This is a genomic window from Streptomyces sp. NPDC059456 (assembly GCF_042750055.1).
Classification (GTDB): Bacteria; Actinomycetota; Actinomycetes; order Streptomycetales; family Streptomycetaceae; genus Streptomyces.
In genome coordinates this window covers 1-26074 of record NZ_JBHYVA010000007.1, presented here as the reverse complement: position 1 = coordinate 26074, position 26074 = coordinate 1, and the positions used below count along the sequence as shown (strand labels likewise).

General features: G+C 68.2%; 20 protein-coding genes and 4 pseudogenes. 12 read left to right on the top strand and 12 right to left on the bottom strand.

Annotated features, from left to right (window positions below):
- Positions 1-239: 239 nt before the first annotated feature.
- Both ACFXA3_RS01845 and ACFXA3_RS01840 read left to right on the top strand, forming a co-directional pair.
- Positions 240-2660, top strand: a complete 2421-nt coding sequence (locus ACFXA3_RS01845) for a glycosyl hydrolase family 28-related protein (protein WP_385180482.1) — start codon at positions 240-242, stop codon at positions 2658-2660.
- 396 nt (positions 2661-3056) lie between these two features.
- Positions 3057-4109, top strand: a complete 1053-nt coding sequence (locus tag ACFXA3_RS01840) for a tyrosine-type recombinase/integrase (RefSeq protein WP_385180480.1) — start codon at positions 3057-3059, stop codon at positions 4107-4109.
- On the opposite strand, the pseudogene ACFXA3_RS01835 reads toward ACFXA3_RS01840, so the two are convergent.
- The 3 genes and pseudogenes from ACFXA3_RS01835 to ACFXA3_RS01825 all read right to left on the bottom strand — a co-directional run.
- A pseudogene (locus ACFXA3_RS01835) lies at positions 4034-4591 on the bottom strand (YqjF family protein); the annotation flags it as partial. The gene ACFXA3_RS01840 and the pseudogene ACFXA3_RS01835 sit on opposite strands and share 76 nt — an antisense overlap.
- 860 nt (positions 4592-5451) lie before the next feature.
- Positions 5452-5970 carry an endonuclease/exonuclease/phosphatase family protein gene (locus ACFXA3_RS01830; RefSeq protein WP_385180478.1) on the bottom strand — a complete coding sequence of 173 codons (519 nt, stop codon included), beginning with the start codon at positions 5968-5970 and terminating at the stop codon, positions 5452-5454.
- On the bottom strand, positions 5967-6434 hold the full coding sequence (locus ACFXA3_RS01825) for a hypothetical protein (protein WP_385180475.1): 468 nt from the start codon (positions 6432-6434) through the stop codon (positions 5967-5969). Before ACFXA3_RS01825 ends, ACFXA3_RS01830 begins: the two co-directional genes overlap by 4 nt.
- Positions 6435-7845: 1411 nt before the next feature.
- On the opposite strand from ACFXA3_RS01825, the gene ACFXA3_RS01820 reads away from it, so the two are divergent.
- Together ACFXA3_RS01820 and ACFXA3_RS01815 are read left to right on the top strand one after the other, a co-directional pair.
- Positions 7846-8922 carry a serine hydrolase domain-containing protein gene (locus ACFXA3_RS01820; protein ID WP_385180473.1) on the top strand — a complete coding sequence of 359 codons (1077 nt, stop codon included), beginning with the start codon at positions 7846-7848 and terminating at the stop codon, positions 8920-8922.
- A 37-nt stretch (positions 8923-8959) separates the two neighbouring features.
- Positions 8960-9803 (top strand): annotated as a pseudogene (locus ACFXA3_RS01815) (IS5 family transposase).
- A gap of 563 nt (positions 9804-10366) precedes the next feature.
- Here the strand turns inward: ACFXA3_RS01815 and ACFXA3_RS01810 are convergent.
- On the bottom strand, positions 10367-10987 hold the full coding sequence (locus tag ACFXA3_RS01810) for a hypothetical protein (RefSeq protein WP_385180471.1): 621 nt from the start codon (positions 10985-10987) through the stop codon (positions 10367-10369).
- Complete coding sequence (locus tag ACFXA3_RS01805; RefSeq protein WP_385180469.1) at positions 10988-11569, bottom strand: hypothetical protein; 582 nt, start codon at positions 11567-11569, stop codon at positions 10988-10990.
- A 324-nt stretch (positions 11570-11893) separates the two neighbouring features.
- On the opposite strand from ACFXA3_RS01805, the pseudogene ACFXA3_RS01800 reads away from it, so the two are divergent.
- A pseudogene (locus ACFXA3_RS01800) lies at positions 11894-12370 on the top strand (IS5 family transposase); the annotation flags it as partial.
- Positions 12371-12384: 14 nt separating this feature from the next.
- Here ACFXA3_RS01800 and ACFXA3_RS01795 read toward each other — a convergent pair.
- From ACFXA3_RS01795 to ACFXA3_RS01780, 4 genes are all read right to left on the bottom strand, one after another.
- Positions 12385-12921, bottom strand: coding sequence for an SMI1/KNR4 family protein (locus ACFXA3_RS01795; protein ID WP_385180516.1), 537 nt, complete (start codon positions 12919-12921; stop codon positions 12385-12387).
- Positions 12922-13135: 214 nt separating this feature from the next.
- Positions 13136-13660: an AAA family ATPase gene (locus tag ACFXA3_RS01790; protein WP_385180468.1), complete on the bottom strand. Its 525-nt coding sequence runs from the start codon at positions 13658-13660 to the stop codon at positions 13136-13138.
- A gap of 53 nt (positions 13661-13713) precedes the next feature.
- Positions 13714-14594 (bottom strand): IS5 family transposase gene (locus ACFXA3_RS01785; RefSeq protein ID WP_385180465.1). Its coding sequence is split into 2 segments (ribosomal slippage): positions 13714-13976 and positions 13976-14594, totalling 882 coding nucleotides; the frame shifts between segments, so codons are not numbered across the junction.
- Positions 14595-14650: 56 nt separating this feature from the next.
- Positions 14651-15838, bottom strand: a complete 1188-nt coding sequence (locus ACFXA3_RS01780) for an alpha/beta hydrolase family protein (protein ID WP_385180463.1) — start codon at positions 15836-15838, stop codon at positions 14651-14653.
- 393 nt (positions 15839-16231) lie between these two features.
- Here ACFXA3_RS01780 and ACFXA3_RS01775 point away from each other — a divergent pair, with 393 nt between their 5' ends.
- The 3 genes from ACFXA3_RS01775 (at position 16232) to ACFXA3_RS01765 (ending at position 20185) form a co-directional block, all read left to right on the top strand.
- A complete protein-coding gene (locus ACFXA3_RS01775; protein ID WP_385180460.1) occupies positions 16232-17440 on the top strand; it encodes a sensor histidine kinase in 1209 nt (402 codons plus the stop codon).
- Positions 17437-18120: a response regulator gene (locus ACFXA3_RS01770; protein ID WP_385180458.1), complete on the top strand. Its 684-nt coding sequence runs from the start codon at positions 17437-17439 to the stop codon at positions 18118-18120. Before ACFXA3_RS01775 ends, ACFXA3_RS01770 begins: the two co-directional genes overlap by 4 nt.
- A gap of 1726 nt (positions 18121-19846) precedes the next feature.
- Entirely contained in the window at positions 19847-20185 is a 339-nt protein-coding gene (locus ACFXA3_RS01765; protein WP_385180456.1) for a hypothetical protein, read from the top strand.
- 177 nt (positions 20186-20362) lie between these two features.
- Here the strand turns inward: ACFXA3_RS01765 and ACFXA3_RS01760 are convergent.
- Positions 20363-20991 (bottom strand): annotated as a pseudogene (locus ACFXA3_RS01760) (hypothetical protein).
- Positions 20992-21331: 340 nt separating this feature from the next.
- Between ACFXA3_RS01760 and ACFXA3_RS01755 the strand changes: the two are divergent.
- Complete coding sequence (locus ACFXA3_RS01755) at positions 21332-22540, top strand: IS110 family transposase (RefSeq protein WP_385180454.1); 1209 nt, start codon at positions 21332-21334, stop codon at positions 22538-22540.
- 13 nt (positions 22541-22553) lie between these two features.
- On the opposite strand, the gene ACFXA3_RS01750 is transcribed toward ACFXA3_RS01755, so the two are convergent.
- On the bottom strand, positions 22554-23381 hold the full coding sequence (locus ACFXA3_RS01750; RefSeq protein WP_385180451.1) for a HEAT repeat domain-containing protein: 828 nt from the start codon (positions 23379-23381) through the stop codon (positions 22554-22556).
- A 174-nt stretch (positions 23382-23555) separates the two neighbouring features.
- Between ACFXA3_RS01750 and ACFXA3_RS01745 the strand changes: the two genes are divergently transcribed.
- From ACFXA3_RS01745 to ACFXA3_RS01735, 3 genes are all read left to right on the top strand, one after another.
- Positions 23556-23825, top strand: a complete 270-nt coding sequence (locus ACFXA3_RS01745) for a hypothetical protein (protein WP_385180448.1) — start codon at positions 23556-23558, stop codon at positions 23823-23825.
- A 96-nt stretch (positions 23826-23921) separates the two neighbouring features.
- A complete protein-coding gene (locus tag ACFXA3_RS01740) occupies positions 23922-24596 on the top strand; it encodes a GGDEF domain-containing protein (RefSeq protein ID WP_385180445.1) in 675 nt (224 codons plus the stop codon).
- Entirely contained in the window at positions 24593-24841 is a 249-nt protein-coding gene (locus ACFXA3_RS01735; protein ID WP_385180442.1) for a hypothetical protein, read from the top strand. The genes ACFXA3_RS01740 and ACFXA3_RS01735 overlap by 4 nt, the downstream gene beginning before the upstream one ends.
- Here the strand turns inward: ACFXA3_RS01735 and ACFXA3_RS01730 are convergent.
- The gene (locus ACFXA3_RS01730) at positions 24838-25836 is read right to left on the bottom strand and encodes an AraC family transcriptional regulator (RefSeq protein WP_385180439.1); all 999 of its coding nucleotides are present in this window, start codon (positions 25834-25836) and stop codon (positions 24838-24840) included. The genes ACFXA3_RS01735 and ACFXA3_RS01730 overlap by 4 nt on opposite strands.
- Positions 25837-26074: the final 238 nt, after the last annotated feature.

The following is a 26074-nucleotide window of genomic DNA, read 5'->3' as shown; positions in this document are numbered from 1 at the left end:
CGGTCTTGATCAGCATGATCGCGGTCGGGACGGCCATCGGGCCTTGGCGGAGTGCGCAGGCTGGTGGTCACGCCTAGCGTGGAAGGGGGGAACAGTGCAAGAGGCCCCCAAACGGTGTTGTGTTGCGTGCACTGCCGAAGGGTACCGACCTCAGCCCCCGAGGTCGGGTGCTCGCGCGCTTCGGCCGCGCTCACGCCGACCCATCCGACCGACGAAGCCTCGACGGCAGGGACGTTCCGATGGACATCGAAAACATGAAAGCCGCACAGCACATCACAGCCGGCCAGGCGGTCCGCACCACAGGATCACGCACCGTCACCCCTGCTATCAAGACGGAGGAGTTGCACACCAGTCCGTTCTTCGGGGTTGCGCTGGAAACAGTGGATCCCCCACACAACGTTAAAGTTCAAGTAAGTGGTCTTTTCACACTTCGCAGCCTGGGCCCCGATAGGTTCCGCCCCGATAGGTTCGGCGCGGTTGGCATCAACAGTTCGGGACAGCTCGTCCGCGCTACAAGTGAGGAATGCGTGAGCGCTCCGAACTGGATCGGCGACTGCGATGCTTCAGGCACGGTGACAATCCGCCCCCGCCGCGACACGCGCCTGAGCGTGCTCGACTTCGGAGCAGTGGGAAACGGCAAAACCGACGAAGAAGCCGACGACACAGACGCGATCCAAAGCGCCCTGGACTGCGCGATGCGATTCGCCACTACTGACGGCAGCGTCGTCTACCTCCCTCCGGGAGACTACCGTATTAAGAAGCCTCTCCGTATCTCGAACGGTTGCATTCTGGAGGGTGCCGGCCTTGCTTATCATGACGAAACCAGCCGCATACTCGCAGATGTCAAATCCGGAAATTTCAACCTCTCTGTCTCGACTAAAATCGGTGAAGTCGGCGGGGGGACAGCGCGGGAGACCGTTTATTGCGCAATTGCCCTGGTGGGCTATGGGGCCGGATTGGCCATGAGGCCCCCTCGCGGGCGGGCGGACTATGCCGTGCTTCGTCAGCTCGCCCTCCATTCGATCCCCGCTCAAGGGATGCCTGCCGCCACCCTCCAGGCCCCGCAGATGGATGGCATACGAGTTATGGCGACCGGCGCATGCATCGAGAGAATGAGCGTCGTCAGTTTCAGGCGCAACGGAATAGAGATATCCTCAAGTGAGGTCGCACCGGTGGTTAACGCCAGCCTCGTGCAGATACGTGATTGCCGCCTTACCAGCAATGGCCAAAATGGGCTCGACATCGGCAGCCTGGGCAACGACAACGCCAGTACCATACTAGTTACGAACGTCGATGCCTCATCAAATGGGCGTGATGGAATTTGCGACAATTCGCGCTTGGGGTGCACCTTCGTTTCGTGTCACACTGCAGCAAACAAACACCGAAACATCAGCTGTGAACGCCCGAGTAGTTCCACGTACTCCGTATACCTCGGCTGCTACGCCGAAATTGATGCACCAGCGGTATTCAAGGGGCCCATCGCTGTAGTCGGAGGGGACATGGACATCACCCCCGACTCAACGTACTGGGGCTTCGGCCCCGTCCGTGGAGGACATGGACCCTCTGCCCTGAAAGTGCTCAATAACTTTTCCAAAGTGCAATTGTATCGGGCCGTCTCCGGCGGGATCGACATCGACAAGGGCGAGCAGAAGACGGGCGGGATCCTAGACAACGGGATACCTTCCAAGGCGCAAGGATACCTATATGAAGCGCAGAATTCCGGGCGTACAGGCGGGGTTGAGCCTAATTGGAACACAACGAAAGAGAGCCTGACGCAAGATGGCACACCAAATGGCGGTGTGACATGGCTGTGCTTGGGTAAACTGGAGCCCAAGATCGTAACGTCCAACATTCTCGGAAGTGATGTGGATTCCACGATCATTCAGGATATTCAGTCTGTGACGATGGACGGCAAGTTGCAACCCGCGGGGGATTCCCTCTTCCGCACCCAAGTCCAGACAGATCCCCCGGCTATCAAGGGCAGGGTTGCAGCGTCCCTTATTAGTAAGTCATCTTTCCCTCCGACGTACTATCAAACCGCGTACGAGAACGGTCCGTTTCCCGGCGCGCTGATGCTTCCGGAAGCCTGGATTGGAAACTACGTCTACGGTGAGCGGCGAATCTGTGTTGTGACTGGCGGAAATCCCTACAATACCCGCGTGGGTAGCTGCAACTTCTACCGTCCGGGTGATCTGCTTGTCAACGCCTACAGAGATCCAACGGACCCAATCGAGATCGGGTGGACGGTAAAGGCTGCGTGTGGAAGGGGGTCAGCGGCTTCTCCCTGGGCTCCCGGGCAGCACTATCAGATTGGAGATATCGTCAAGCCGACGCCCGCCAATGACTTCGTGTATCTGCTGCACGCGTACAAACCCGGTGACCCGTTGGACCCGCACTTCAAGGTCTCCGGTCCAACTCAGCCGCTGTCCTGGAACCGGGACGTGCTCCAGCATGTTGAAGCGTTGACTGACGACAATCACCTAGAGTGGATGACACTCTATGACTTGGATGTTCCCGAAAACAGAAAGTACATTGAACCGATTCCACAGCGTGTGGCAGATCAGAAGAACTCGACCGCGGTGGACATTGACCACCTGAAGAATGATTTCAACGCACTTCTTGCCAAGCTGAGAGCGGCGCACCTGTTGGAAGGAGAATAAGCGGAGGCGGACGGGACTCATACCGGGGATGCCACACATCATCGACTCCGCCACTGAGTGAGCTGAGCGTGGTGAACGTTGATGACACAGCGGGCAGGTGGCACTTCGAAGGCGGCGGCTGTTCCAGCAGGACTCTTGTCGCCAACTATGCGAGCACATACACGTCGTGACGGTATGACACCGTGCAGGGACGCATGAGCGGCGGTTCGGCTTGCCGGACCTCCCGCACCTGTTAGCTCGTCAGGATGGTGCCGCAGTAAATACCGGATTTACTGCGGCAGGGCCTCTACCGTGATCACCACGACCTGCGGCGGGGTGTTCCGGCCACCGGGGTGAGGTGTACGCATTTACTGCGGCAGCGCTGAGTGGGGCGGGGCGAGCGTAACGATCGAACCAGTGACCGAACTCGGGGCCGGGGGCGTGCTTCGGTTGCCGCGCGCCCGGGTGGTGCCGCTGTCCGCCCCGCCGGCGTCGTACACCGCGGCGGTCGAGCGGTATCTCACCGGCGCGGGCATCGCGAAGTCCTCCGCGCGGATCTACCGGATCTCGCTGACGACGTGGGGGTGGATGTTCACCGGCGAACCCGCGCCGACCGGAGCCGCCCGCCGGGGCGCAAAGCCGCCCGTCTTCCTCGTCGCGGCGATCGACGACCCGGCGCTGCCGGAGGTGCTGGCCGAACCGGCGGCGGCGCGGGCGGACGAGATGGACGCCGGCACCGTCAACCGCGAGCTGTCCATCGCGCGCAAGGCGATCGGCTGGTGGCAGCGCCAGGGCTGGATTGAAGGCGATCCCACGATCGGCATCGAGCGGCGGCCGGCGCCGCCGGACCGCACCAAGGCCCTAGCGGAGAATCAGATCGCTGCCCTGTGGCGCCTGGACGTCTCACTGCGTGAGAAGACGTTCTGGAAGATGCTCTACGAGTCCGCCGCACGGGCCGACGAGGTCCTGTGCCTGAACGTGGAGGACCTGTACCCGCAGGACAAGCGCGGCAAGATCACCGCCAAGGGCGGCGCGACCGAGTGGATCCACTGGCAGTCCGGCACGGCCCAGCTCCTGCCCCGCCTGATCGCCGGCCGCATCCGCGGGCCCCTGTTCCTGACCGGTCGCAAGTCCCCAGTTGGAACCGCGACGCTGGACGTGTGCGAGGAGACCAGCCGGGCCCGGCTCTCCTACCGCCGGGGGGAGGAGATCTTCGAGGAGTCCACCCGGCTGCTGGCGAACCCGCTTGCCCGGCCCGAGGACGTCGAGGACCTGGCGGGATGGACATTGCACCAGCTCAGGCACAGTGCGTTGACGCGCGACGCGGAGAACGGCACGTCCACGCCGATGCTGCTGGCCCGCTCCCGCCACGCCTCCGTAAGGTCCCTGGAACGCTACGCTCGCCCCGGCGTCGACGCGGTCGCCCGGCGCGTCGCTGAGTGCGACCCCGCCGCCCGCCGTCGGGGTTGATCCCTACGGCACGTTTCTGGCGTATTCCGGCTGCCCTTGTACAACACGCTCACCGGCGGCCCGGTCGGCGACGGCAGCCCCGCCGCGGCCACCAACTCATCCTCACAATGCACGAGTTCGGCCCGATGCAGCGGCCAGCGCGGGTGGGTATTGGGCAGATACACCGGTCGGCCGAAGAAGGCGTTGTGCATGCCCCAACGGGCGGTCAGGAAGTGTTCGAGGGCAGTCGGCTCCTCGATCCGCTCGCCGACCCGCACCCCGATCCGGCAGCGTGCCCCGCGCGGCCCCGGCCAGCGCCGCCAACTGGTGTAGCTGATGGTGTCCGCGTCACGGCGGATCGCCATCCGGGCCCACATGTAGGGCATCCGGAAAGCACTGCGGGCGACGGCCACCGGCAGCAGCCGCGAGGCCTCCAGCGAGCGGAACACCACGCCACGTCGGCCGTGCCCGTCCACCGAGTAGAGCCGCACGTTGGTCTCGGGAGCCAGGACTGAGTGAGCAGCGTGTCCGCAACCACACGCACCGGATCCGGCGTTACCGGCTCCGCAGGAACAGGGGAAAGCGACATCACGTCAGCGTCGCGCACCCCTACAACCGCCGACCCAGGCACCCCGGTCGGCCCGTCGTAGCGCACGCGGCACCGCTCGGTTGTGCGCCCGGAGGCGTACACCGTCCGAACCGCAAAGCCCGGGACGAGACCGGGACCTCGGTAGGAAAGCCGACAGGCCGACAACTTCAAGTGAGACAACCCATTTCGAACGCTCGTGAGCGACAACGTCAGCTGAGACTGCACAGAAGCCCTGTCGCATCCGTCCTTGCCTCAGCCCACGTCATGGCCTCGACCATCGGCAAGATCAAATGAGACGGGGCGCTGATCACCCGCCTGCCTACTGAACGAGGGCGCCGTAACGTTTCAGCACCCGGGCCGTTGGGCTCGATGCTGCACCGAGCCATCCCCCGGCTCCCCCGCGGTGCCGGGCCCCCACTTCCTCCCCGGGAACCCAGCACCCACTTCCAGGAAGGCCCCCCGCCCCACTCCGGCCGCGTACACCAGCTCCACCGCGCAGCACGCTCCCGGCGGCCGAGGGATGAAGCCTTCTCTTGGAGATTCTTCCGGAACATCAGGGGCTTCTCCGTCTTGTGGACAGGAAAGCAACCCATGTGGGCGCTCTTCGTCCATGCCGCCACAAGACGGGGCTCTCGGCGTGGCCTGCCGAAGCCAGCCGACATGGTCCCTTGTCGGCAACCTCCCGATACGGCACAGGCCGTCCGTGCCTACCGGACCGGAGCAACTCCACTGGTCCGCAGACGGTCTCCGGATCAGCATCGGGTCCACGTCGATTCAGTGGATCCGGAGCAGGCTCCAGACGCCGGCGTGGTCGGAGGGCCACAGTCCCGAAGGGGTGCGGTCGGCCTGCTCGGCGCCGACCCGGTGGGTCGACACAGCCTTGATCCCGTTACGGAAGACCACGTAGTCGATGCGCTGGCTGAGGGTGGATGCGATGTTGCGGAGGTCGGCGGCCTGGCAGCAGGTGAATCCGGGGTCCTTGCGGTGCCGGGCGGTCCAGGCGTCGCTGAACCCGGCGGCCAGGAGCTGTCCGTAGGTCGGCGTGTCGGTCCTGCCGGGTACGGCGCCCACGCCTCCGGCAGCCGAGTTGAGGTCGCCGAGCAGCACCGTGGGCAGTGTCGTGTCGAGCGGGCCGGCGAGGAGTTCAGCGGCCTGGGCCTGCTGAACGGCGGGGCTGAGGGGCTCCAGGTGGGTGTTGACCACCCGGGTGGTGCGGCCGCGTACGGTGGCGTCGACCGCGGCCCAGCCCTGCGGAACAGCAATGGGGCCGAGGACGGGGTTGTTGAGCGTCACGCGGGCCGTGAACTGCTGCGCTTGGGCGTGGCCGACCTGAAACACCTTGGCGGGCAGGTCGGTGCGGGCCAGAAGTACGTCGCGGTCGGTGAGGCGGATGTCCTGAAGGCCGCTGGGTGTGGACTGGGGGCTTCGTGGTCGCCGGTGGTGGCGGTGGCCACGGCGGCGTAGTGCTTGCCGCGCAGAGCGAGCTCGTCGATCAGGATCTGCAGGAAGTCGTACTCGACGTGGGTGGCGCTGCCCGGCTGGGCCGGTGTCTGGCTGCGCCACAGCACGGCCTCCTGCAGGCCCACGAGGTGCGGGTCGGCCCCGGCGATCTCGTCGGCGAGTGCCTTGGCGCGCTCCGAGAAGTTCGTGGCACGGACGCCCGCGAACGCTGTGGTCACGGCGGCGACGAGGGCCTGTGGACTGCCTGCCGTGAAGACTGGTGTGAGGTCGGCTCCCAGATAGAGGTTGCGGGTCATCACCTTGAGGGAAGCAGGTGGGTTCTCGGCCGCCGCCGAGGCCGAGGCCGGAGGCCCGGACATCAATAGCAGCAGGGCGCAGGAGACCGCTGTTCGCCAACCACGAATCATGATCGAGCAGGCCTTTCGTCAGGAGAGCGATCCCCCCTCTCCAGCGAAATCTAAGGTCGTCGGCAGGGACCGTCGATCGGTGGTGGGCCACCCGGCCCACCCGGCCCGATTGGTCCCCAGCGGAGGATGGCGGACGCGGTGACCACCGCTCTGGAGCGGCCCGCCGCGCGCAGATGTCGGTGTACGGGACAGGGGTGGGTACGTCGCCCCCATGGCTGACTTTTTGATCGTGATCACGACGTGGACGACCAGGACGCCGTGCGGAAGCTGTCGCGATGGGCCGTAGCGGTGAACACTCGAGCTTGTGGATCTGATCCTCCGTTTGGCATGGCATTCCGGCAGCCCCGGCGGCCCGGAGCCTCACACGCACCGAGGCGGCGCGCGGTGTTCGGCAAGGCGCCATGCCGTGCGTTTCCGCAGTTCAGGTCAGTGCTGGATGACCGGCACCCGCCGCCCAGGCGCACGCCAGGTCGCTGTCCGTCTGGGCCTGACGGAGGGCACAGTCCGTGCTGCGATGTGCCGGTTTGTGTCCGTGCCCGACCTGCGCTCCTGCCGCCCCATGCCAGCGTCCCCACCCCAAAGCACCGCCCCATATCAGTGAGCCGAACCCGAGTACCGCCTCCACCAGCACAGCAACAGTCCCTGACGCCATGTCACTGACATCAACCACTGACATGAAAGCGGCACATCGCATACAGCCGTCGCTGATGATCGGCGAAGCGCCCGACGAGGGTGAGGAGGAGAACCGGCTGCTGCTCCGGTTCGCGTGGACGCTCCACCCAGTACAAAGGCCGCACCCCCGGCACCAAAGGCCGCATGCCGCAGCGCACCACGCCGGACGCGCGAGTGCCCCAAGTCGCCGCCGCCCTCGGGCGCAGACGCACCTGAGGGCCCCTCCGTAGTCTTGGAGGGGCCCTCACCTGCCCAGGCGCGGATAGGACCCGGCGGCCTGCCGCTTTCTGGCTTCGCACAGCGCGTTCACAAGGGGCTACGCGAGGTCATCGGAGTCGAGACCCTCGGCGTCAACCTTGCTCAGACAGGCATCGATGGCCTCACGCAGGACGTCGGGCTGTCTCGTCATCGTTCATGCACCCGAGTCCGCCCCAAGCCGAGGCTCTCTTCCGGATCATGCCGAGGTCCTCGGAGCCGATCCCCGCCCGTACCCGGAGGGGGATCGGGGTGCGGTCCGGGGCAGCTCAGGGTGATCACCGACGACCAACGGGCGCTGCCGGGGCGATGGTTGTTCCCGGCGCGGGTACCGCGCTGACCCGAGCGCCCACCTCGTTCCCAGGAGCCACCGATGACCACTCGTCCCCGCGCCGCCCGCCGTCTCGCCGTCACCTGCGTGGCGCTGACGGCACTCGCCACCGCTCTTGCCGCCCCCATGGCCACGGCCGCGCCCAGCGTGCTCGCGTCCCATCACTTTCCCGACACCCGCGACGCGGCCGCGGTGAGGACGCTGCTGGCCACGCTGCCCGACGGGGTGACGGACGCGGCCCTGGTACGGGTGGCCAGCCAGGGCATGCGCACCCCTTACACCGGAGTGGCCGGGCCAGTGGAGGCGGGCGCACGATTCCCGGTGGGCAGCTTGACCAAGATCTTCACCGACGCCCTCGTGCTCCAGCTGGTCGCCGAGCACCGGATCGGCATCGACGAGCCGATCCGCCGCCACCTGCCCGAGCTGATCCCGGCCAGCTACGCCAGCGTGACGGTACGCCAGCTCCTGGACCACACCAGCGACCTGCCCCGTCCGGTCCGGGCTCCGCTCGACCCGCACGGAGTGGTGGCCGCCTCCTTCGAAGCGGACGCCGCAGCCCGCCCCGGCCGTACCCCGGCCCCAGGAACCGTCCAGCAGTACAACGGGTTGAACAGCTTCGTCGCCGGGCTGCTCGTGGAGCAGGTCACCGGCCGCCCCTTCGCCCGTGAGCTGGACCGGCGGCTCCTGCGCCCGCTGAACCTGCGCAGCACAGCGCTCTCCGACGACCCGTCGATCGCCTGGGCCTGGGCGGAAGGCGGGCTGACGTCCTCAGCAGCCGACCTCGACACGTTCCTGCGGGCCCTGTTGGATGGGCGGCTCCTCCCTCCGGCCCAGCAGCGGCACCTTTTCGAAGTACCCGCTGTACCCAGTGGCCCCGAGAACACCAGCTGCCCCACACCCGCGGCCTGCTTCAGCGCCGGCGGGCTGATGGGAATCGAACTAAACGGCACCAAGGTCTGGGGCAAGACCGGCTCCAGCGGCGGCTGGACCAGCGGAGTCTTCGCGAGCACCGAACAACACCGCCGGATGGCCTACACCCTGCGACCCGCCACCCTGGCCACCCCCGCACAGCAGCGCACCCGTGTCGAGGCAGTGGTCAAGGCGGCCATCACCGACTAGGCCGTTTCTTACCGATCATCTGATCGTTGGTTGATGTGTGTCGTTGGCTGACGCGCAGTGGGCGCGGATCGAGCCCTTGCTGCCGGACCGAACGCCTCGGCGGGGTGGGCGGTGGCGTGATCACCGGCAGGTGATCGACGCGACCGCGTTCAAATACCGCACCGGGACACCGCGGATGGACCTGCCCGAGCAGTTCGGGTCCGGGAAGGGCGCCACAGCAGGCTACGGATGTGGGCCATCGACGGCACCTGGCGACGCGTCTTCGCCGCCCTGCTGGCCCAGGCCGACACGGAGGAGAACCTCGACTGGGTTGTCGCCGTCGACTCCACGATCGTCCGTGCCCACCAGCACGCTGTCGGGGCCCGTCAAAGGGGGCTCCGGCCGGCGAGCCGGCCGACCATGCCCTCGGACGGTCCCGCGGCGGGCTGACCGCGAAGATCCGCCTCGCCGCCGACGGCCGCTGCCGCCCGCTCGCGTTTGTCCTCACTCCCGGCCAGGCCGGTGACGCACCCGTGTTCGCCCAAGTCATGGCGTCGATCCGGGTGACGAGACCGAAGGGCAGGCCGCGAACCCGCGCCGTGGCCGTGCTGGCCGACAAGGCGTATTCGTCCCGCGCGATCCGCGAGCACCTGCGTAAACGCAGGATCCGAGCCGTTATCCCGCAGCCGGCCGACCAGATCGCCAACCGCAGACGACTCGGCAGCAAAGGCGGACAGCCGCCGGCCTTCGACAAGACCGCCTACAAGCAGCGGAACACCGTCGAACGCTGCATCAACAAGTTCAAACAGTGGCGCGGACTCGCCACTCGCTACGACAAGACCGCCACCGTCTACCAGGCTGCGCTCCACCTCGCGGCCATCCACATCTGGGCCGCGAGGTGATCGCTAAGAAACAGCCTAGCTCGGGACCGTCATGCGGTACGTGACACAAACCCATTCATCGGCCCGCCACGCCCACCTGAAGCACCCTTCTTCTTCAGGCGGCCCCTCATGCTCACGGGGCGACCGGGCGACGTACTCAACTACCCCACTGATATACCCAATAGAGTAGTCTTTTGCGACATCTGGATACTTTTCGAACACCGCCTGAATATCATTGAAAAAGGCAGTGTCGTGAATCGGTCCGATCTTCGGCTTCGCCTTCATGGATGCTCCAGAACGCCGGTGCTTGCCTGACCCCAACTGAGCAATCACTCCACCACGATGCCCACGTGATTGCTACCGCCACCGGAGTGGAACGGGCAAAGCCGTCGTCCCAATCGATACCGTGCGGGCCTGCCTCCCCCAGTCCGCGGGTTCAAACCCCTCCGACTCCGCAACCACCCCCTGGAAGACCCGAACAGCTTCAGCACCCCCACCGACCAGGCAAGGGCCAGTGCTTCAAAAGCACAGCCGGATCGACTTTTGAATGCCTGCTGCGCCGCGTCCCGGTTGAACAGGCCGACTCATCCCAGTGACACCGACCGCATCGCATCGCACTGTCCCCGAACCACGCACGCTGGCCTGACCTGCACAAACCAAGCCCGTCGCATGAGGACACCTTTGCGGCCCCATGGCGCGTGCGCGGCCTCCAAGGCCTCCGCCACCTGCCGGCCGATCCGCGCCACCTGGTCCGGTCCGAAGCGGTCTCCGGCAGCCAGCGCCCGCGCCAGGGACCGTCCGGGGACCAGGTCCATCACCGTCCACGGGCTCCCGTCGTCGTCCTCGACCACGGCGTGGACGGTCACGACGTTCGGTTGGGTCCGCAGCGCGGCGGCGTGGCGCGACTCCTTGACCGCGTATGCAAGGGCTACCCGCCGTTCCTCCGGAGTGGCATAGGGGTCCAACACCCGGCGCTTGGCCGCGACATAGACCAGGAGCGTAGTAGGACTGCCTGCCCGGACTACAGCTGGGCAATGCGCGACCTCACCAAGATGCGGGAGCGGGCCCGCCGGATCGGTTACGAGGACGGCGCCGCCGTCCACTGCCTCGGCACCGGCCAGTACCTGCCCTACCAGCCCTCCCACCACCAGCTCGGCACCGGCCACTCCCTCGGCTCTCTGCCAGCCGGGGGCCTCGAAATGCATTTAGAAGAACTGGCCGAGGGCGTCGTGCCACGTGCCGATAGCCTGAGCCAGCTGCGACGATGTGCCGGCTGCGGCAGATATCGCGGCCAGGGCAGCCCTGGCGCGGCTGAGCCTGCGGGGCTCCTCCGGTGCGGCCGCGGCGTCGGCGACATCCGCGACGTGATCGAGAAGTTGAGCGCGTAGATCCTCAGCGAGCCCGGGGTCGCGCTGAACGGCTTCAGCCAGAGCGCGGATGGCCTCGGCGACACCGGTTTCCCCGCGGTCTGCGACAGCTTGGATGGTGGCGCCGATGTTGGTGACCGTGTTGGCCACGGAGATGCTGCTGTGGTTCACCTGGCTGTGGATGGCACCCACGTTCCCGTAGACGGTGACCGGGTCGCGGCGCCGCCCCTGCCCGGATGCCTCTGCGTAGTCCGGCATAAGATCCCGCACCTCCGCCAAGTAGTTGACTGCAATTGCGATGAAAGCTGCATAAATCGGGAGATGCTGATCCCCGACGATTTTCCGGTAGTCCGCAGCGAACTGAGTCGGTTGGAGGGCCGCGTCGCTGATTCTCTCAAGGCATTTGAATCCCCGGTTCACCTTCACATAATGGGCGCCGACCTCGGCCGTGAGGAATGAGCTAAGGCATTCTTGGAACCGTGCGTCCAGCCCTGGGCTCGTCGGCCACCTGCCTGACAGGCACGCCTGGCGGCAACTGAGGCCTTCATTGATGAGCCTGCCCAGCTCCTGGGAGGCAGTAGACACGCACCGTGCGCTGCTGTGCGCGGCTGCCGACGACCTCGTACCGCGGCCGCGCCGGCGCCAGCGCGGCGACAGGTACGGCCGCAGCCACGCGCTGACTTCCCGTCACCGGCCGAGGGCGACTGTCTGGGGGCCCCGGCCGGCGAGCCGAGCAACCATGCCCTCGGGCGGTCCCGCGGCGGACTGACCACCAAGATCCACCTCGCAGCCGACGGCCGCTGCCGACCACTCGCATTCGTCATCACGCCCGGGCAGGCCGGTGACGCACCAGCATTCGAGCAGGTCATGGCCCGATTACGGGTGCCCCGGCCGATCGGCCGCCCCAGGGTCACGCCGGACGAGCTCCTGGCGGACAAGGCCTATTCGTCCCGGGCGACCCGCCGCCACCGGCGGCGGCGCGGGATCCGAGCGGTGATCCCGCAGCCGGCCGACCAGGCCGCCAACCGCAAGCGGCTCGGCCGGCGCGGCGGTCGGCCGCCTGCGTTCGACCGGGAGGCCTACAGCAGCGGAACACGGTCGAACGCTGCATCAACAAGCCCAAGCAGTGGCGTGGCCTGGCCACTCGCTACGACAAGACCGCCACCATCTTTCCTCGCCGGACTCCACTTCGCCGCCATCTTCATCTGGTCAGCGAGGTGATCCGAAAAGATGGCCTACTCGTTCCGCCAGTTGACGAAGGACACCTCGTCCTGCAGGACAATGTTGATCTTTCCTTCTCGAAACACCGCGTCGCCCAGGAGCCGATGAAGGAACTCGGCCATACCAAGAGGGAACAACTGCATGTCGTCGGTGCACCTCCCGTACATCAGGACCGGCCATCGATCCGGGTCGTCGTCCGTAGTCACCCAGCAGTAGATGTCCGCGCCCGACGTCACGCCCCACGCCACGATGGACTCGGGGTCCACGTCGAAGTCGGCCTCGTCGCGGCACATCTCCCAGGCCTCGCGGGCGATCTCCGTCTCGTCCTGCAGACCGGGGCCTGCCGTGTAGGGGTACCCGTCGGCCCGCAGTGAAGGCAGCAGGATGCTGATCCCGTCGCTGATCACCCCCGATCCGTACACCTCCATGAAGCGGACGTAGTCCGAGGGGAACCGGGTCCCCCAGGCTGCCTCGACCTCGCGCCAGTCGACCTGCTCGTCGACCCCGCCAGTCACCGGCATGAGCTCGGCAAGTGCCGCCACCGCGTCCATCCCGCGCACGTCCCACCCTTCGTCCCGCCGCCCACACTGCGCAGCACGTCTTCTCCGAGGGCCAACCTGCGATGACCGGCTCTACAGCGAGTCCCTGGGCGCCGCCTCCCGAGCCCTGCCGGATCCGAAGGAAACGCCCTAGGGGCTGTCGGCGGATCATCTCGGGCTGGTACAGGCACGCCCAGAACGGCTGAGCTGCCGTGGGCCGCAGCAGTCACTCGAACGACGGCCACCGGTCGACGGCCCACTCCCGCCAGACGACCCACCCGGGCGGCGGGCTGGCGTCCCCGCGGGCCTCCAGCTCCGCCGCGTCGGGCTCCTCGAAATGCGCGCGCCCGTGCAGGATGTCGGCCTCGGACATCGGCAACGTCTCCTCGGGGGTGGTCGCCCAGCGGTTGGCGATCCGGGCGCGTTGGGTCTCCTCGTCCACCGGCAGGTAGACCATGCGGAAGCACGCCCCCTCGGCCTCCACGAGCCAGCGGATCGCGGACCGTTCGTCCCGTGACCAGCAGCCGTAGTCCACGACGACGTTGGTGCCCAGTCTGACCGCCTCCAGGGCGAGCCAGAGCATGCGCCCCTCCAGCACGTCGCGCTTCCCGTCCGCCTCCGCCTCGCCGAACAGGGGGATCATCCAGTCGTCGGGCGTCAGGCGCAGCGCGCCGTGCTCTGCGGCGAGCTGCCGAGCCCGTGTGGTCTTTCCGGCCCCTGGGAGGCCGACCATCAGGAACAACGTGGTCACCCGCAGATCGTGGCAGGGAAGCGAATCAGGCAGCCACCGTTTTATCCGCCCGATCACGGCCTGAGCCACAGTCGGAGGGATGCCCCGGTGGCAGTGCCGCGGAAGACGTGGGGGCGCTTGTCGTAGCGCGTAGGTGCGGCGCGGAAGTGCTTGAGCCGGTTGATCGTGCGCTCGACCTCGTTGCGGCGCTTGTGTCTCTCCTTGTCAAAGCCCGCTGGCCGGCCTCCTCGGCTTCCTCGGCGCCTGCGGTTGGCTCGCTGGTCCTTCGGTTCCGGGATGGTGTGTTTGATCTGGCGTCTGCGTAGGTAACGGCGATACGGCGTGCCCTGTATGCCTTATCGCCGCCCAAGTGGTCGGGACGAGTGCGTGGATGCCCACCGCCGAGGCGCTTTACCCGGATGCGTTCGAGGACTGGGGTCAGATGCGGGCTGTCGCCCCACTGACCAGGAGTGATCAGCAGCGACAGAGGGCGGAGACCGCCTTCCCCGGCAAGGTGGATCTTGGAGGTCAGGCCGCCCCGCGAACGGCCGAGTCCTTCGTCGGGGCGGTGCTGCCGAGGTGTTGATCTGCGCTTGGGAACTCGCGGCGTCCTGCGCGGAGCTCCGGCAGCGTGCTGATGGGCTCGGCACGAGGTGGAGTCCACGCTCACCATGCTCCAGTCGATCTGGCCCCGGGCGTCGGCATCGGCCTGGCCGGCTTGCACGATCCGATCCCGGGTGCCGTCCGCCGACCACCGACGGTGACGCTCATAGGCGGTTTTCCAGCTCCCGAACCGGTTCGGCAGATCCCGCCAAGGGACTCCTGTGCGGATCCGGAACAAGATCCCGTTGATCACTGTTCGGTGGTCACTCCAACGCCCGCCCCGGCCTGCGGACTTCGGCAGATGGGGCGCAAGTCGCGCCCACTCGTCATGCGTCAGATCGCCCCGCCCCACAAACCGAACAATGACCCTCCCACGAGGCGACCGTCACATGGTCCGCCGGACAGGACCTAGTCCTGGAAGAGTACTTCCGGATTGTTCGGCGAGGGGCCGTCCAGCAGCGGACGGTGGATCCCCTTCAACGTCTGGTCGAGGAACGCTGTCACGTACTCACGCGTGATCACGATTCCACGTTCGGGGTCGAGGGGCGGCGTCGGGAACCCGGCCTCCTCCTCGAGCAGGTCCACGTCGGTGAAGCTGGGGTGGTTGGCGCCGGTGACCGCCAGCCACTTCTTGTAGCCGCCGAGGGCGGCCCAGGCCTGCCCCCAGTTGTCGCCACCGCCGGCCGAGTGGTAGGCGGCCGCACCCAGCATGAGGAACGGCCGGTTGATCTGGCCGGGCATCGGGGCCGGATGGAAGGAGCCGTCCATGTTCACTCCGGCCCGTACTCGCGGATCGGCGATCATCGTGGTGGCGGCCGACGCTCCGCCGATGGAGTGTCCCGCCATCCCGATCTCGTGCTTGTCGATGAGGTGTGCCAGGCGCCACGCGGTATTGCCGTGCGTCAACTGGTCGATCACGAAGGACACGTCCAACGCGCGGCTGGCGGGGACGGAGTCGATCCGCGTCGGGTCATCGCAGATCGCGCACGGCGGCGTCTGGCCGTTCTCCAGCGTTTCGCCGCTGTCCTCGTAGGTGTGGCCGACGAGCGCGACGACGTAGCCGTGACTGGCCAGGTCGGTCGCGAGCGAGGTGAGCACCATGCGCGGGTCCCCGAACCCGGGTGAGAGGACCACCAGCGGATACTTGCCGCGCTGCGGCCGCGCGCCGTCGAAGGCGTGAGTGGTGATGCTGGAAAGACTCTGTGGGGTGATGCCGGAGCTCGCCGGTATCTTCCCGTGCTGGATGTGTCCGGCTGCCTCGGCGAGGGTCATGTAAGGGGCCGGAGTCCCGGTCCCGGGGACGGCCGGGTAGACCATCGTGACGGCCAGTTGGCGGGGGCCGGATGACGGCACCCACGGGTCAGGCCGGTGCGCGTCGGTGAGGTGGATGACGTCCTCGCCGGCGGCGTAGGGGCCGGTCGGCGCGGGGAGCGTGCCTTGGAAGGTCCGCGTGGGCGCGGTGGCCGTGGCCGGTGCGGTGTCGAACGCGTGCGTGGCCACCGGTGTGGTCGTGGCGGCGAACCCGGCGCCGGTTCCGGTGACGAGGGACGCGAGCGCCAGCACCGCGACAGCGCTGATACGGCGATTGAGTTTCATGGGATCGACGCTAGGTTCCGCAGCTCCGTATCGAATCGGCCCACGGATGCAAACATTCTGGTGTCGTTCGTAGCCCCCGCGAGGTACCGGAGTCATCCGCCGGGGTTATGTCGTGCGGCGCGGGGTTCCCTTCGCCGGAATCGTCGAGCGCCACCTTCGTCTTGGCTTACGACCAACACGACGCCAAGCCCTACCGCTGGGCCTACGACGGCAGCCCACTCAAAGCCGCATGAACCCCCGAAGGATCATCGCGGCGCTGCACTAGGAACGGACCACGATCCACCGCGTCGGCCGACGGATGTCACCTCTTCCCAGGCCATCGGCCCGGGGGCGTATCAGGCGTACATCCCCGGGGCGACGCGCAGAGCCGACGCGCCTGAATACGATCTCTGTATGGAACAGCTTCTCCAGCGTCTCTCGACGTCGAAGCGCGTGACCTGGCTGATGTCACAGGCCGTGGTGCTGGCCACCGCCTGCTTGTACGCGCTGGTTCTCGCCTTGACGATGCTGCCCACTGATTGGGCGCACTACGAAGGCCTGTTCCGGTTCCCCGACCTCGAGCCCTTCCAGATGCTCGGTCTCTGCGTCGTGCTCGCCCTGCCGGTTCTGCTGGTGCGCCGTCTGCCGGCGGCGGTCTTCGCGGCGGTCCTGGGCGAAGCAGTCCTCGGCGATGCCTTCGGCGCGCGGCCCTTGATCGTGTTCGTGCTGCTCGTCGGCTTGGGCGGGTACCTCGCCGTCCGGCGGCCCAAGGCTGCCGCCGTCGGCTCCGTCGCGGCCGTCGCGGCCGCGTTCCTCAACGACATCCACATCAGCGGGCAGAACGTCGGCGACGCGGCCCAGTGGGCCGGGCAGTTCGCGTTGTGGTTCGCGGTCGCGTGGGTCTTCGGGGGGGTGTATCGCAAACGCCGTGAATACCGCGAAGCCCTGCAGGAGCAGACCGCGGCCCGCGTCGTCATGGCCGAGCGGCTGCGGATCGCCCGCGAGCTGCACGACAGCGTCGCGCACAGCATCGGGATCATCACGGTGCTGTCGGGAGCGGCGGCGCGGGTCGTTCAGACCAAGCCCGAGCAGACGCGGCAGGCGCTGTGCGGCATCGAGACCACCAGCCGGGAGACGCTGCTCGAGCTGCAGCGCATGCTCGGGGCGCTCCGCCGCGCCGAACCCGACGACGCCATGCCGCAGGCCGCTCCGCTGGCGCCGGCCGGCAGCCTGGCCGACGTCCCGCAGCTCGCCGAACGCACGGCCGGCGCCGGAGTGCGGGTTCATGTGACCTGGCGGGGCGAGCGGCGTTCGCTGCCGCCGGAGATCGAACTGTCGGCGTTCCGGATCATCCAGGAGTCGGTGACGAACGTGGTGCGGCATTCCGGGGCGCGGACGTGCCGGGTCGCGGTCGGTTACGAGCCGGAAGGAGTGACGATCGAGGTGGTGGACGACGGGGACGACGGTCGCGGCGGGCCCGGCCGTCCGAGGCACTCCGCGGCCGGCGGGAGCGGCTTCGGCCTGCTCGGCATGCGCGAGCGGGTGACGTTGCTGTCCGGCCAGTTCAGCGCCGACCGGCGTCCGGAGGGCGGATTCCGCGTGACGGCGAGGCTCCCGGCATGAGCGTGCGGGTGCTGCTGGTCGACGACCAGCCGCTGATGCGGCTCGGGCTCGCGATGCTGATCGGCGACACCGACGACCTGGAGGTGGTCGGCCAGGCCGGCGACGGCCGCGAGGCGGTGCGCCTGGTGCGTGAACTGCGGCCGGACGTCGTGGTGATGGACATCCGGATGCCGGGCATGGACGGGATCGAGGCGACCCGACAGGCGGCCGCCGAGCCGGACCCGCCCAAGGTCTTGGTGCTGACGACCTTCGACCACGACGAGTACGTCTACGGCGCACTGCGCGCCGGGGCCAGCGGATTCCTGCTCAAGAGCATGGCCCTGGACGCGATCCTGGAAGCGATCCGCGTGGTGGCCGCGGGTGACGCGCTGATCGCACCGAGCGTGACCCGACGGCTGATCGCGGACTTCGCCGGAACGTCCGGCCCCGCGGCCCCCGAACCGGACGCCGGGCCCGCCGCGGACTCGAGTCCCATCGCGGGGATCACCGACCGGGAGCGCGAGGTGCTGGCACTGGTCGGACAGGGACTGTCGAACACTGAGATAGCCGAGCGGCTGGTGATCAGCGCGGCGACCGCGAAGACCCATGTCGCGCGTCTGTTCGCCAAGCTCGAGGCTCGGGACCGCGTCCACCTGGCGATCACCGCCTTCGAAACCGGACTCGTGCCGCGTAGACGGTAGGGGCAGGATCAGAAGAACGATCGCGACCACGAGTCCACCGCGTTCCAGATGCGCCGGCACACCCCTGGTCGCAACAGGATTGGGCTTCGGGGAGTATCTGTCGCTCGCGCCGACGCCGCCGGAGGCCCGGGTGGGCGGCCGGTCGGTGCTGCTGATCCCGGCCCGTGCCGCCGACCTCGGTCCGGACGCGCTGCCGGCGGACCACCAACGGCTGCTGACGATCGTGCGCGACGCGGCCCCCAGCCGCAGGCGCCCGGTGGGCCGGCGGCCACAAGCAGGACAGATCGGCCGGGCACGGCCAGGTGCTCGGCCGATCCCGAGTTGGCCGTGGCTTCAGCGGACCCTTTCCACTGGAAACGCCGCCGCGTAATCCCTGCCGTTCAGAGCCTTCTGCTCCGCCGAGGATCAGCCCATGTCTTCTTGGCGGGGACCGTCCCCGCGTGTACGGGGGGGGCACCGCGTCATCCCCTGATGATGAAGAAGAGTGCAATCATGACCTGGAGGATCGCCGTGATCACAGCCACGTGTACCTGAACCCTCCTGGGCTCCCACGGCGGGAAAGACGACCTCTTCTGGGCTGCCCTTGGGCTGCCCTTCGTCGTTTGGCATCCCGCGCCGCGATCCGCCGCCGACGCGCCTGCTCCCACCGTTCGGCGCACTCCCCCTCAAGGCAGTTGCCACCGATCGCTCGCGCGATCAGCACCGCGGTGTCATGGCGCGGCAGTTCCCTGCCCTTAAACGCGGCCGAGACCTATTCCATCCGCCGTGCTCCGACAGAGCACCAACGTTGCTTCCGACCTCCCTGCCGACGCGAGGGTAAACCGGACGTTGTGGAGTCCGGCATGACCAACACTGCGTGCTCCCCGCCGGCGCGGGGGTGGACCGCCGTTCCGGGGCCTGCTCGGCCCGTTCGCCCCGCGCGGACGGTGTCGTCCGGCATGGTCCGGTTCGCCGGCCGCGGGCCCTGGCGCTCCATGCACATCGAGACCGGGGCGGAGACCATGACCGCGATGGCGGGCATGCCGAACGACACCGCGAGCGCGGCGGCGGCCGCGGCGGGGTGCGCTGCCCTGCCCCCACGACGACGAATGCACCGGCTACGCCTGGGCGCCCGCGTACAGCGTCACCTGCCTGGGCCGCACACTGGCCGGTGAGCTGGACGACAGCGAGGACATCGTCTGCACCGTCCACGGCCCCAACACCGGCCGCGACCAGGACGACGTTCTCGCGGAGGCAATGTGACCCACTCCGATCAGCCCGTCCCGTCCGGGCCTGACCCCCAGCCCGAGGAAGCGCCCGAGGGAACGCTCCTCGTACTGGCCGGCCTCGCCATTAAGCTGGCCGCCCAGTCCCGGACGTTCGCCGCCGGGCTCCTGCTGTCTGGGGCCGTCACTGAGCCGGCCGCCGGTCTCTCCCGTCTCGCCGCCGAGCTCGCCGCCGCCGCGGCCCGCCTCGACGAGCTCCGTGCCGCTGCTGGTGACGAACAGCGAGCCGCGCCGCCGCCGGCCCGTACCCCCACCCGCTCACAGCGGCCGCACTCCCGGCCGGTGATGTCTGGTGGACCGGCTGCGGGGAGTGCCGCATCCCCGTCCAGGGCGGCGCGGCCAGCCTCGCCGCGCACCGCCGAACCGTCCACGACCCGCGCCGAGAGTACGGCGACCGCCGCACCCCCATCACGATCCGGCTCGACCTCGACTTCTGATCCGACGCCGAAGGAGACCCGCTCATGCCCATGTCCGCGACCGCGAAGACGTACTACGCCGCCCACACCCAGGCCCTGCGCGACCACGGTGCGATGAACGCCGCCCGCTACTGGCCGCGCCAGGCCCTGCAGTACACCACCGTCAACGGCAACCGGTTCCTCCCGTTCCCGTCCCGGCTGCCCATCCGGTCCGTGGCCCCGGCCGTCCGCTCCGCCCTCAAGAAGCACCTGGTCCACGAGTACGACGTCGCCGCCCGCGACGGCTCCCCGCTGCACATCGTCTACATCCGCCACGCCCCCGGCACCTGGTCCGGCGGACGGGACGTCATCGACGTCTACGAGGTCCCGACCGCGCTTGAGTGATGGTCCTCCGTGCCGCCCCGCCCCCAGCCGAACCGGCCGGGGCCGGTACGGCCGCGGTGGTCCCTCACCACCGCGAGCACGAGAGGAGCTGGACGTCATAGCGAAGGACTACTTCGAGGTGGACGTCCCGATACGGAACATGCAGTCGCCGGGCCTGCGCGGCTGTGACTGAGCGCTTCAGCTGGCCGGTGAGCGGCCGAGTTGGCCGGCCGAGCGTTCAGTGTCGGGCGCCGGGCGGGTCCAGAGGGTCAGGTCGCTGCTGGTGGCGACCGCGAGGGTGCGTCCGGACGGCGAGAAGCCGACGGCTCTCAGTTCGGAGTAGTTGGAGTCGAAGATGTGCCACCAGCCGTCGGCGTGCGGTCTGTTGTGGGGGATGCCTCCGTCTGCGGACAGCAGGACGCGGTCGTGCGGCCACTCGGGGCTGACGACCTCCAGGGTCCAGCCGTCCTCGGTGGTGGTGTGCAGGCCGCCTCCGAAGAGTCCCGAGATGCGTACTCGGGTCGAGGCGATGGGGCCGAGCCCTGGGCAGGAGAGATCTGGCACTGCGTCCGGGGTGCTGTCGTCGGGGTCAGGGTCACGGTCCCGGGCGATCTTCTCGCCGGTGACGGAGTCGAAGAGCCCGTGGCCGTCGACGGAGACAACCATGACCAGGTCGCGGCGATCATCGGGAGCGAAAGCGAAGCCGATGCCGAGCAGGCCACCGATGGGGATGAGCCCGTTCGAGACCGGGTGCCACGGGACAGGCGGCGCAACGACAGGGACAGACAGAACTGCTCTCGCAGACGCCGCTGGTAGCCAGAGATCAAAGTTCCTTCTCGCCTCGGATGGACGTTGGCCGCCCCAAGGCGATGACGTGCATCGTGCCAGATTCGAACGAACGTATGCCCCGCGCTCGATCGGCCGGCTGAAGCGCTCCTTACCTTGTTGGCGGGTTGATTCCGGTCCTTCGTACGATCGGGAGACCCGGGGGCCTGGGCGTGGCTTTAGCGCGCTCATGCCGTGGTTGTGGATTTGACTGATTGGCCGCCCAGTGCCCCGCGACGACACGGCCACTCATTGGGATAAGCGAACAGAGATCGCCTCGTAAGGACACGTCGGCGTGGTCGTCTGCAGGGACCAGTCAACCGATCGACGAAGGAGGCTCGGGTGCCCGAGCTCTGGGCGGGGACGGATGCCGGCAAAGCCGCGCATCACTGCACGGTGATCGACACGGACGGGACGAAGGTGCTCTCGCGCCGGGTGCCCAACAACGAACCCGACCTCCTGGAGCTGATAGGCGACGTCCTTGCGCTGGCAGAGGACGGCCCCGTGACCTGGGCCGTTGACCTGAACGCCGGCGGGGGCGCACTTCTGATCGCTCTGCTCACTGGTCATGTTCAGCGGCTGCTCTACATTCCTGGCAGCACTGTCCACCACGCCTCCCGTGGCTACCGCGGAGACGGCAAGACCGACGCGAAGGACGCCTACGTCATCGCCGACCAGGCACGGATGCGCCGGGACCTGCAGCCTCTGCAGGAGTGGGACGAGATCGCGGTGGACCTGAAGATCCTCACCGCCCGCCGTTACGACCTCGCAGCTGACCGCACCCGCGCCATCAACCGGATGCGAGCCCAGCTCCTGGAGTACTTCCCTGCTCTCGAGCGGGCCTTCGATTATGCCGCCTCCAAGGCGGCACTTGTCCTACTGACCGGCTACCAAACACCGGCTGGTCTACGCCGGGTCGGTCCGAGTCGGCTCGCGACCTGGCTGAAGAACCGCGAAGTCCGTGGCGCCCAGGCCATGGCAGATGCGGCTGTCGCCGCGGCCCAGGCCCAGCACACCGCTGTGGCCGGAGAGAGCACTGCCGCGGCTGTGGTCAACAGCCTGGCCAGGGCAGTTCTGGCTCTGGACGATGAGATCGCTGGCATCGACGCGCAGATTGCGGCCCGTTTCCGTGAACATCGCGACGCGGACGTGGTCCTCAGCATGCCCGGCATGGGCCCGTTGCTGGGGGCGGAGTTCATCGCCTGCACCGGCGGTGACATGGACGCCTTCGGCAGCGCGGGCCGCCTCGCCGGAGTCGCCGGACTCGCACCGGTCCCACGGGACTCCGGTCGCATCAGCGGCAACATGTGCCGACCCCACCGCTACCACCGCAGACTCCTGCGCGTCTTCTGCCTCTCCGCCCAGATCGCCGCCCGCTTCTGCCCCACGTCAAAGACCTTCTACGACCGCAAACGCGCCGAAGGTAAGAGCCACAAACAGGCGATTCTCGCGCTCGCCCGCCGTCGCCTCGACGTTCTCGGGGCCCTCATCCGCGACCAACGCCAATGGACAGCCCAGCCACCGCAACTGGGCCTGGCCAGCGCCGCATGAAGCGCACGCCTCGTCAGCTGCGGAGGGGCTTGCGCTGACGTGCCTCGGATGCCTGGTCACGAACATACGGGTCAGCGTCTGCTGCCAGCTGGTCGAGCACGGCCGAGGTCGCGGGGTCTGCGTGCTCTAGGGCGGGAAAGCGGCCCAACGCGATCGCGACCCAGGCTCGAACGCGGGGGTTCTCGTCGTTCGCGAGCAAGCGGATCTTCAACAGGGTTCTGGGCTGCTGAAGGAAGCCGAGGGAGCTGAGGGCAGAGATGCGCACCTGCGGGGAAGGATCGTCCAGCAGGTTCAACAGCAGGTCGACGGCCGCCTGCTCTGTCCCGTGACTGCCGAGTGTGCCCACGACCGCGCTGCGGATTCCTTCGTCCGAGTCCTGCGCGGCGTGGGCCAGCAGGTTGAGATCAGCGGGTTCGGGGACGAAGCCGAGCAGCCAGATCGCCGCCCTGCGAAGGTCCTCATCGTCGCTCACGGCGCACGGTAGGAGGATTTCGCGCGCGGCGGCCGGGTGCTCCTGCGCGAGTACATAGAGCGTCGTCGAGAGAGAGTCCTGGTCGTCACCCAGATTGCGGGAGTAGGCCCGCAACAGGGCGACAAAGGACGTGTGTCCGGCAGTCTCGGCCAGAATCCGAGCGATCACATGACGGGCGTACCAGTTGCTCGCCTCCACAGCTGCCGCGAGATGTTGTTCCAGGTACGGAATCAGATCCCGCCGCCGGGCGGCTACGAGCTCCTCTTCGATCTCTGCAAGGTCGTCGAGGTCGCACTCCGGATCCGAGAGTCCGGCCGCCAGCTCATCAAGGCGCGGGGTGAGATCATCCGCTGCCCGTTGGTCTTCCAACCCGTCCTCCTCATGCCCTTCAGACCCGCACCGAGCCTGCCGCTGCGGGTCTCCCTGCTGCTGTGCAGGCTGACGGAACGGATTGTCCAACAGATCTCTGACAACGGAGTTCGGTGCTGCCGGCCCGCTCCCTCCGCTCAGACCCTCTCAAGGTCCACACAGGACTCCGTGACCTTGACAAAAACGATTGGGAATCAGTCACAGCGGCGTGCACGTCTTCACCGGCCGGGCGACAGCTGCAGCGCCGCCATTGGGGCCGCGCACGAGGTCTACGTCGCCGCCCGCGCCGCGGCCGAGGCTGGCCTCGAAATCCCCTATGGGCGGCCGGACGGCTGGGGCGCCTGCGGATACCGGGCGGGCTGGGAGCTCGACTGGCCCGCCGCGAAGGCCAGCCCCTGGAAGAGCCCGTACAGCTGGGTCACCCGCCAGCCCTTCGAGCTGTAGATCTACCCCGGGACAGACGCACATCGGCGTCCAAACCAGTTCGCCTGTCCCGGGTCCAACCATCCCGTACATCAAGACGAGACGGAGAACCCAAGTATGTCGCCCCGCACCCGCGTTCAGGCCCGGATCGGGCAGCGCACCCTCTTACTGACCACAGCGGCCCTCCCCCTGACCGGCTGGACCCTCCACGCCCTCGCGCTTCACCGGCGGCTCGCCGCGACGAAGCGGGACCCGCTGACACGCCTGCTGCGCCGCGACTCCTACACCCCCCGCGCCCGCCGGCTCCTTGCCCGGCACGACGACGTGGCCGTGGTGCTGGTCGACCAGGACCACTTCAAGGCCGTGAACGACACCCTGGGCCACGCGGCCGGGGACGCGGTCCTGGCCGCGACCGCCGCCCGGCTCACCGACTGGGCTGGCCCGCGCGCATCCGTCGGCCGGCTCGGAGGCGACGAGTTCGCCGTCGTCTTGGAGCTGTCCGCCGGGTGCCTGGAGCAGCGCCTCGCGCAGTTGGTCCGGATGCTGCACACCCCGGTCGTCCTGGAAGACGGCCGTACGGTCGACGTCAGAGCCTCGGTCGGCGCCACGACCCCGCACGCGGTCAGCTCCCGAGACCTGAGCCTGCTGCAACGGGCCGCCGACGCTGCCCTGTACGACGGCGAGCACACAGGCCTGGCGCTCCTCGCGGCGCGGCAGCACGTCACGGTGCCGTCCATCAACGGCCGCCGGGCCGGCCGTCCGGGCACCAGCGTGTGGGGGCGGGCCCCATGAGCGCCTCGACCCTGCCCGAGCGCGACTGGATCCGCGGCATCAGCATCCGGCAGCCGTACGTGGCCCGCGTCCTCGCCGGTGCCAAGACGGTGGAGAACCGGCCCGTCCGGTGGCGGACCGGCGGGGTGCTGCTGCAGACGAGCAAGGCCGTCGACCGGCCCGCCCTGAGCGCCCCGCTCATCGGCCGCACGATCCGCGACCGCCAGCCGGTCACCGGCGCGGTCGTATCCGAAAGCACGGCCTAGGAGGCGTCCGCCCCGGCCCGGTCTTCCGCCCGAACCTGCCCGCGGAAGGCCGCGGGCGGCAGACCGTAGGCCTCGCGAAACGCCCGGCTGAACGCGGACGCGTGCCGGAAGCCCCGCCGGGCGCCGATGACGTGCACGGGCACCTCTTGGTGCAGCGGGTCCGCCAGGTCCTGGCGTGCCCGCGCGAGCCGCTGGCCCTGAAGGAAGGCCGCGACCGTCGTCCCGTCCCCCTCCTGCTGGAACACCCGGTGGAGATAGCTGACGGAGATGTGGTGGGCGGCGGCGATCGCGGGGACGTCCAGCAACGGATCGTCGGCGTTGTCCCGGATGAAGGCCATCACGCGGAGCGCCAGGGCTCGGCGGTGCGTCTCCGGGGTCAAGGACCGGTCCGCTTCGAGGACGCCGGCGAAGAGCGAGGCGACGAGATCGGCCAGTACGCCGCTCAGGCGCGGGCCTTCGGCCGGCCGGTAGGACCGGCTGTCCTTGGTCACCTGGTCGAGGAAGGTGGCCAGCAGGGCCCCCATTCCCTCGCGGGCCGAGATGCGCTTGCCGATGACCCGGCCAGCGGTGTGCGGGGGGAGCGGCAGCAGCGCCTTGGGTACCTCGACCCCGATGATCTCGACGGAATGCGGGCCGGAACTGATCTCGAACGGCCGTGACGTGTCACTGGTGTGGATGTCGAACACACCATGCACCACGGTGTCCTTGCCCAGCGTTACCGCGCCGGCCCCGCGTTTGATCAGCGAGAGGTGGAACGCCTCGGGGTCCGACCTCGCTATCAGCTTCGGTGTGCGCTGGAAGGTCAGGGGACGGCATTCCATCGGATAGACCGTGATTCCGCCGAGCGAGATGACGCGCTGGTTCACCCAGAAGTCGGCGGCGTGCTCACTGCGCATCTCCATGGGCGCATGCGTCTCCGACATCAGGGCCCGCCAGCTCTCGAAACGGTCGGCGGGCGCGAGTTCCGCGCTGCGGAACGTCCTTTCGGGCAGCATAATCACGGGTTTACACCGGCCGTGGCGGCCCGCGCAACAGGCCGGGGCCCCGGGGCGCGGGCGGCGGGGCGACTCTCCGTCAAGACACTGTGCACGCCAGGCCAATGCGCGGTGCTCCGGGGCTTGGCAGAGTGGGCGCTGGAGGGTTGGTGAGGGGACGGGAAACCGGAGCCCCCGCCGACGCCCGGGGGCCTCTCGCGGTCCCGGCACTGAGCTGACGCCGCCCGAGGACGGGGGT

Coding starts and splice junctions, on each gene's coding strand:
- ACFXA3_RS01845 (WP_385180482.1), top strand. CDS start 240: ATGGACATCGAAAACATGAAAGCCGCACAGCACATCACAGCCGGCCAG.
- ACFXA3_RS01825 (WP_385180475.1), bottom strand. CDS start 6,434: ATGACCCGCAACCTCTATCTGGGAGCCGACCTCACACCAGTCTTCACG.
- ACFXA3_RS01820 (WP_385180473.1), top strand. CDS start 7,846: ATGACCACTCGTCCCCGCGCCGCCCGCCGTCTCGCCGTCACCTGCGTG.
- ACFXA3_RS01810 (WP_385180471.1), bottom strand. CDS start 10,987: ATGCATTTCGAGGCCCCCGGCTGGCAGAGAGCCGAGGGAGTGGCCGGT.
- ACFXA3_RS01795 (WP_385180516.1), bottom strand. CDS start 12,921: ATGGACGCGGTGGCGGCACTTGCCGAGCTCATGCCGGTGACTGGCGGG.
- ACFXA3_RS01780 (WP_385180463.1), bottom strand. CDS start 15,838: ATGAAACTCAATCGCCGTATCAGCGCTGTCGCGGTGCTGGCGCTCGCG.
- ACFXA3_RS01775 (WP_385180460.1), top strand. CDS start 16,232: ATGGAACAGCTTCTCCAGCGTCTCTCGACGTCGAAGCGCGTGACCTGG.
- ACFXA3_RS01770 (WP_385180458.1), top strand. CDS start 17,437: ATGAGCGTGCGGGTGCTGCTGGTCGACGACCAGCCGCTGATGCGGCTC.
- ACFXA3_RS01765 (WP_385180456.1), top strand. CDS start 19,847: ATGCCCATGTCCGCGACCGCGAAGACGTACTACGCCGCCCACACCCAG.
- ACFXA3_RS01740 (WP_385180445.1), top strand. CDS start 23,922: ATGTCGCCCCGCACCCGCGTTCAGGCCCGGATCGGGCAGCGCACCCTC.
- ACFXA3_RS01735 (WP_385180442.1), top strand. CDS start 24,593: ATGAGCGCCTCGACCCTGCCCGAGCGCGACTGGATCCGCGGCATCAGC.
- ACFXA3_RS01730 (WP_385180439.1), bottom strand. CDS start 25,836: ATGCTGCCCGAAAGGACGTTCCGCAGCGCGGAACTCGCGCCCGCCGAC.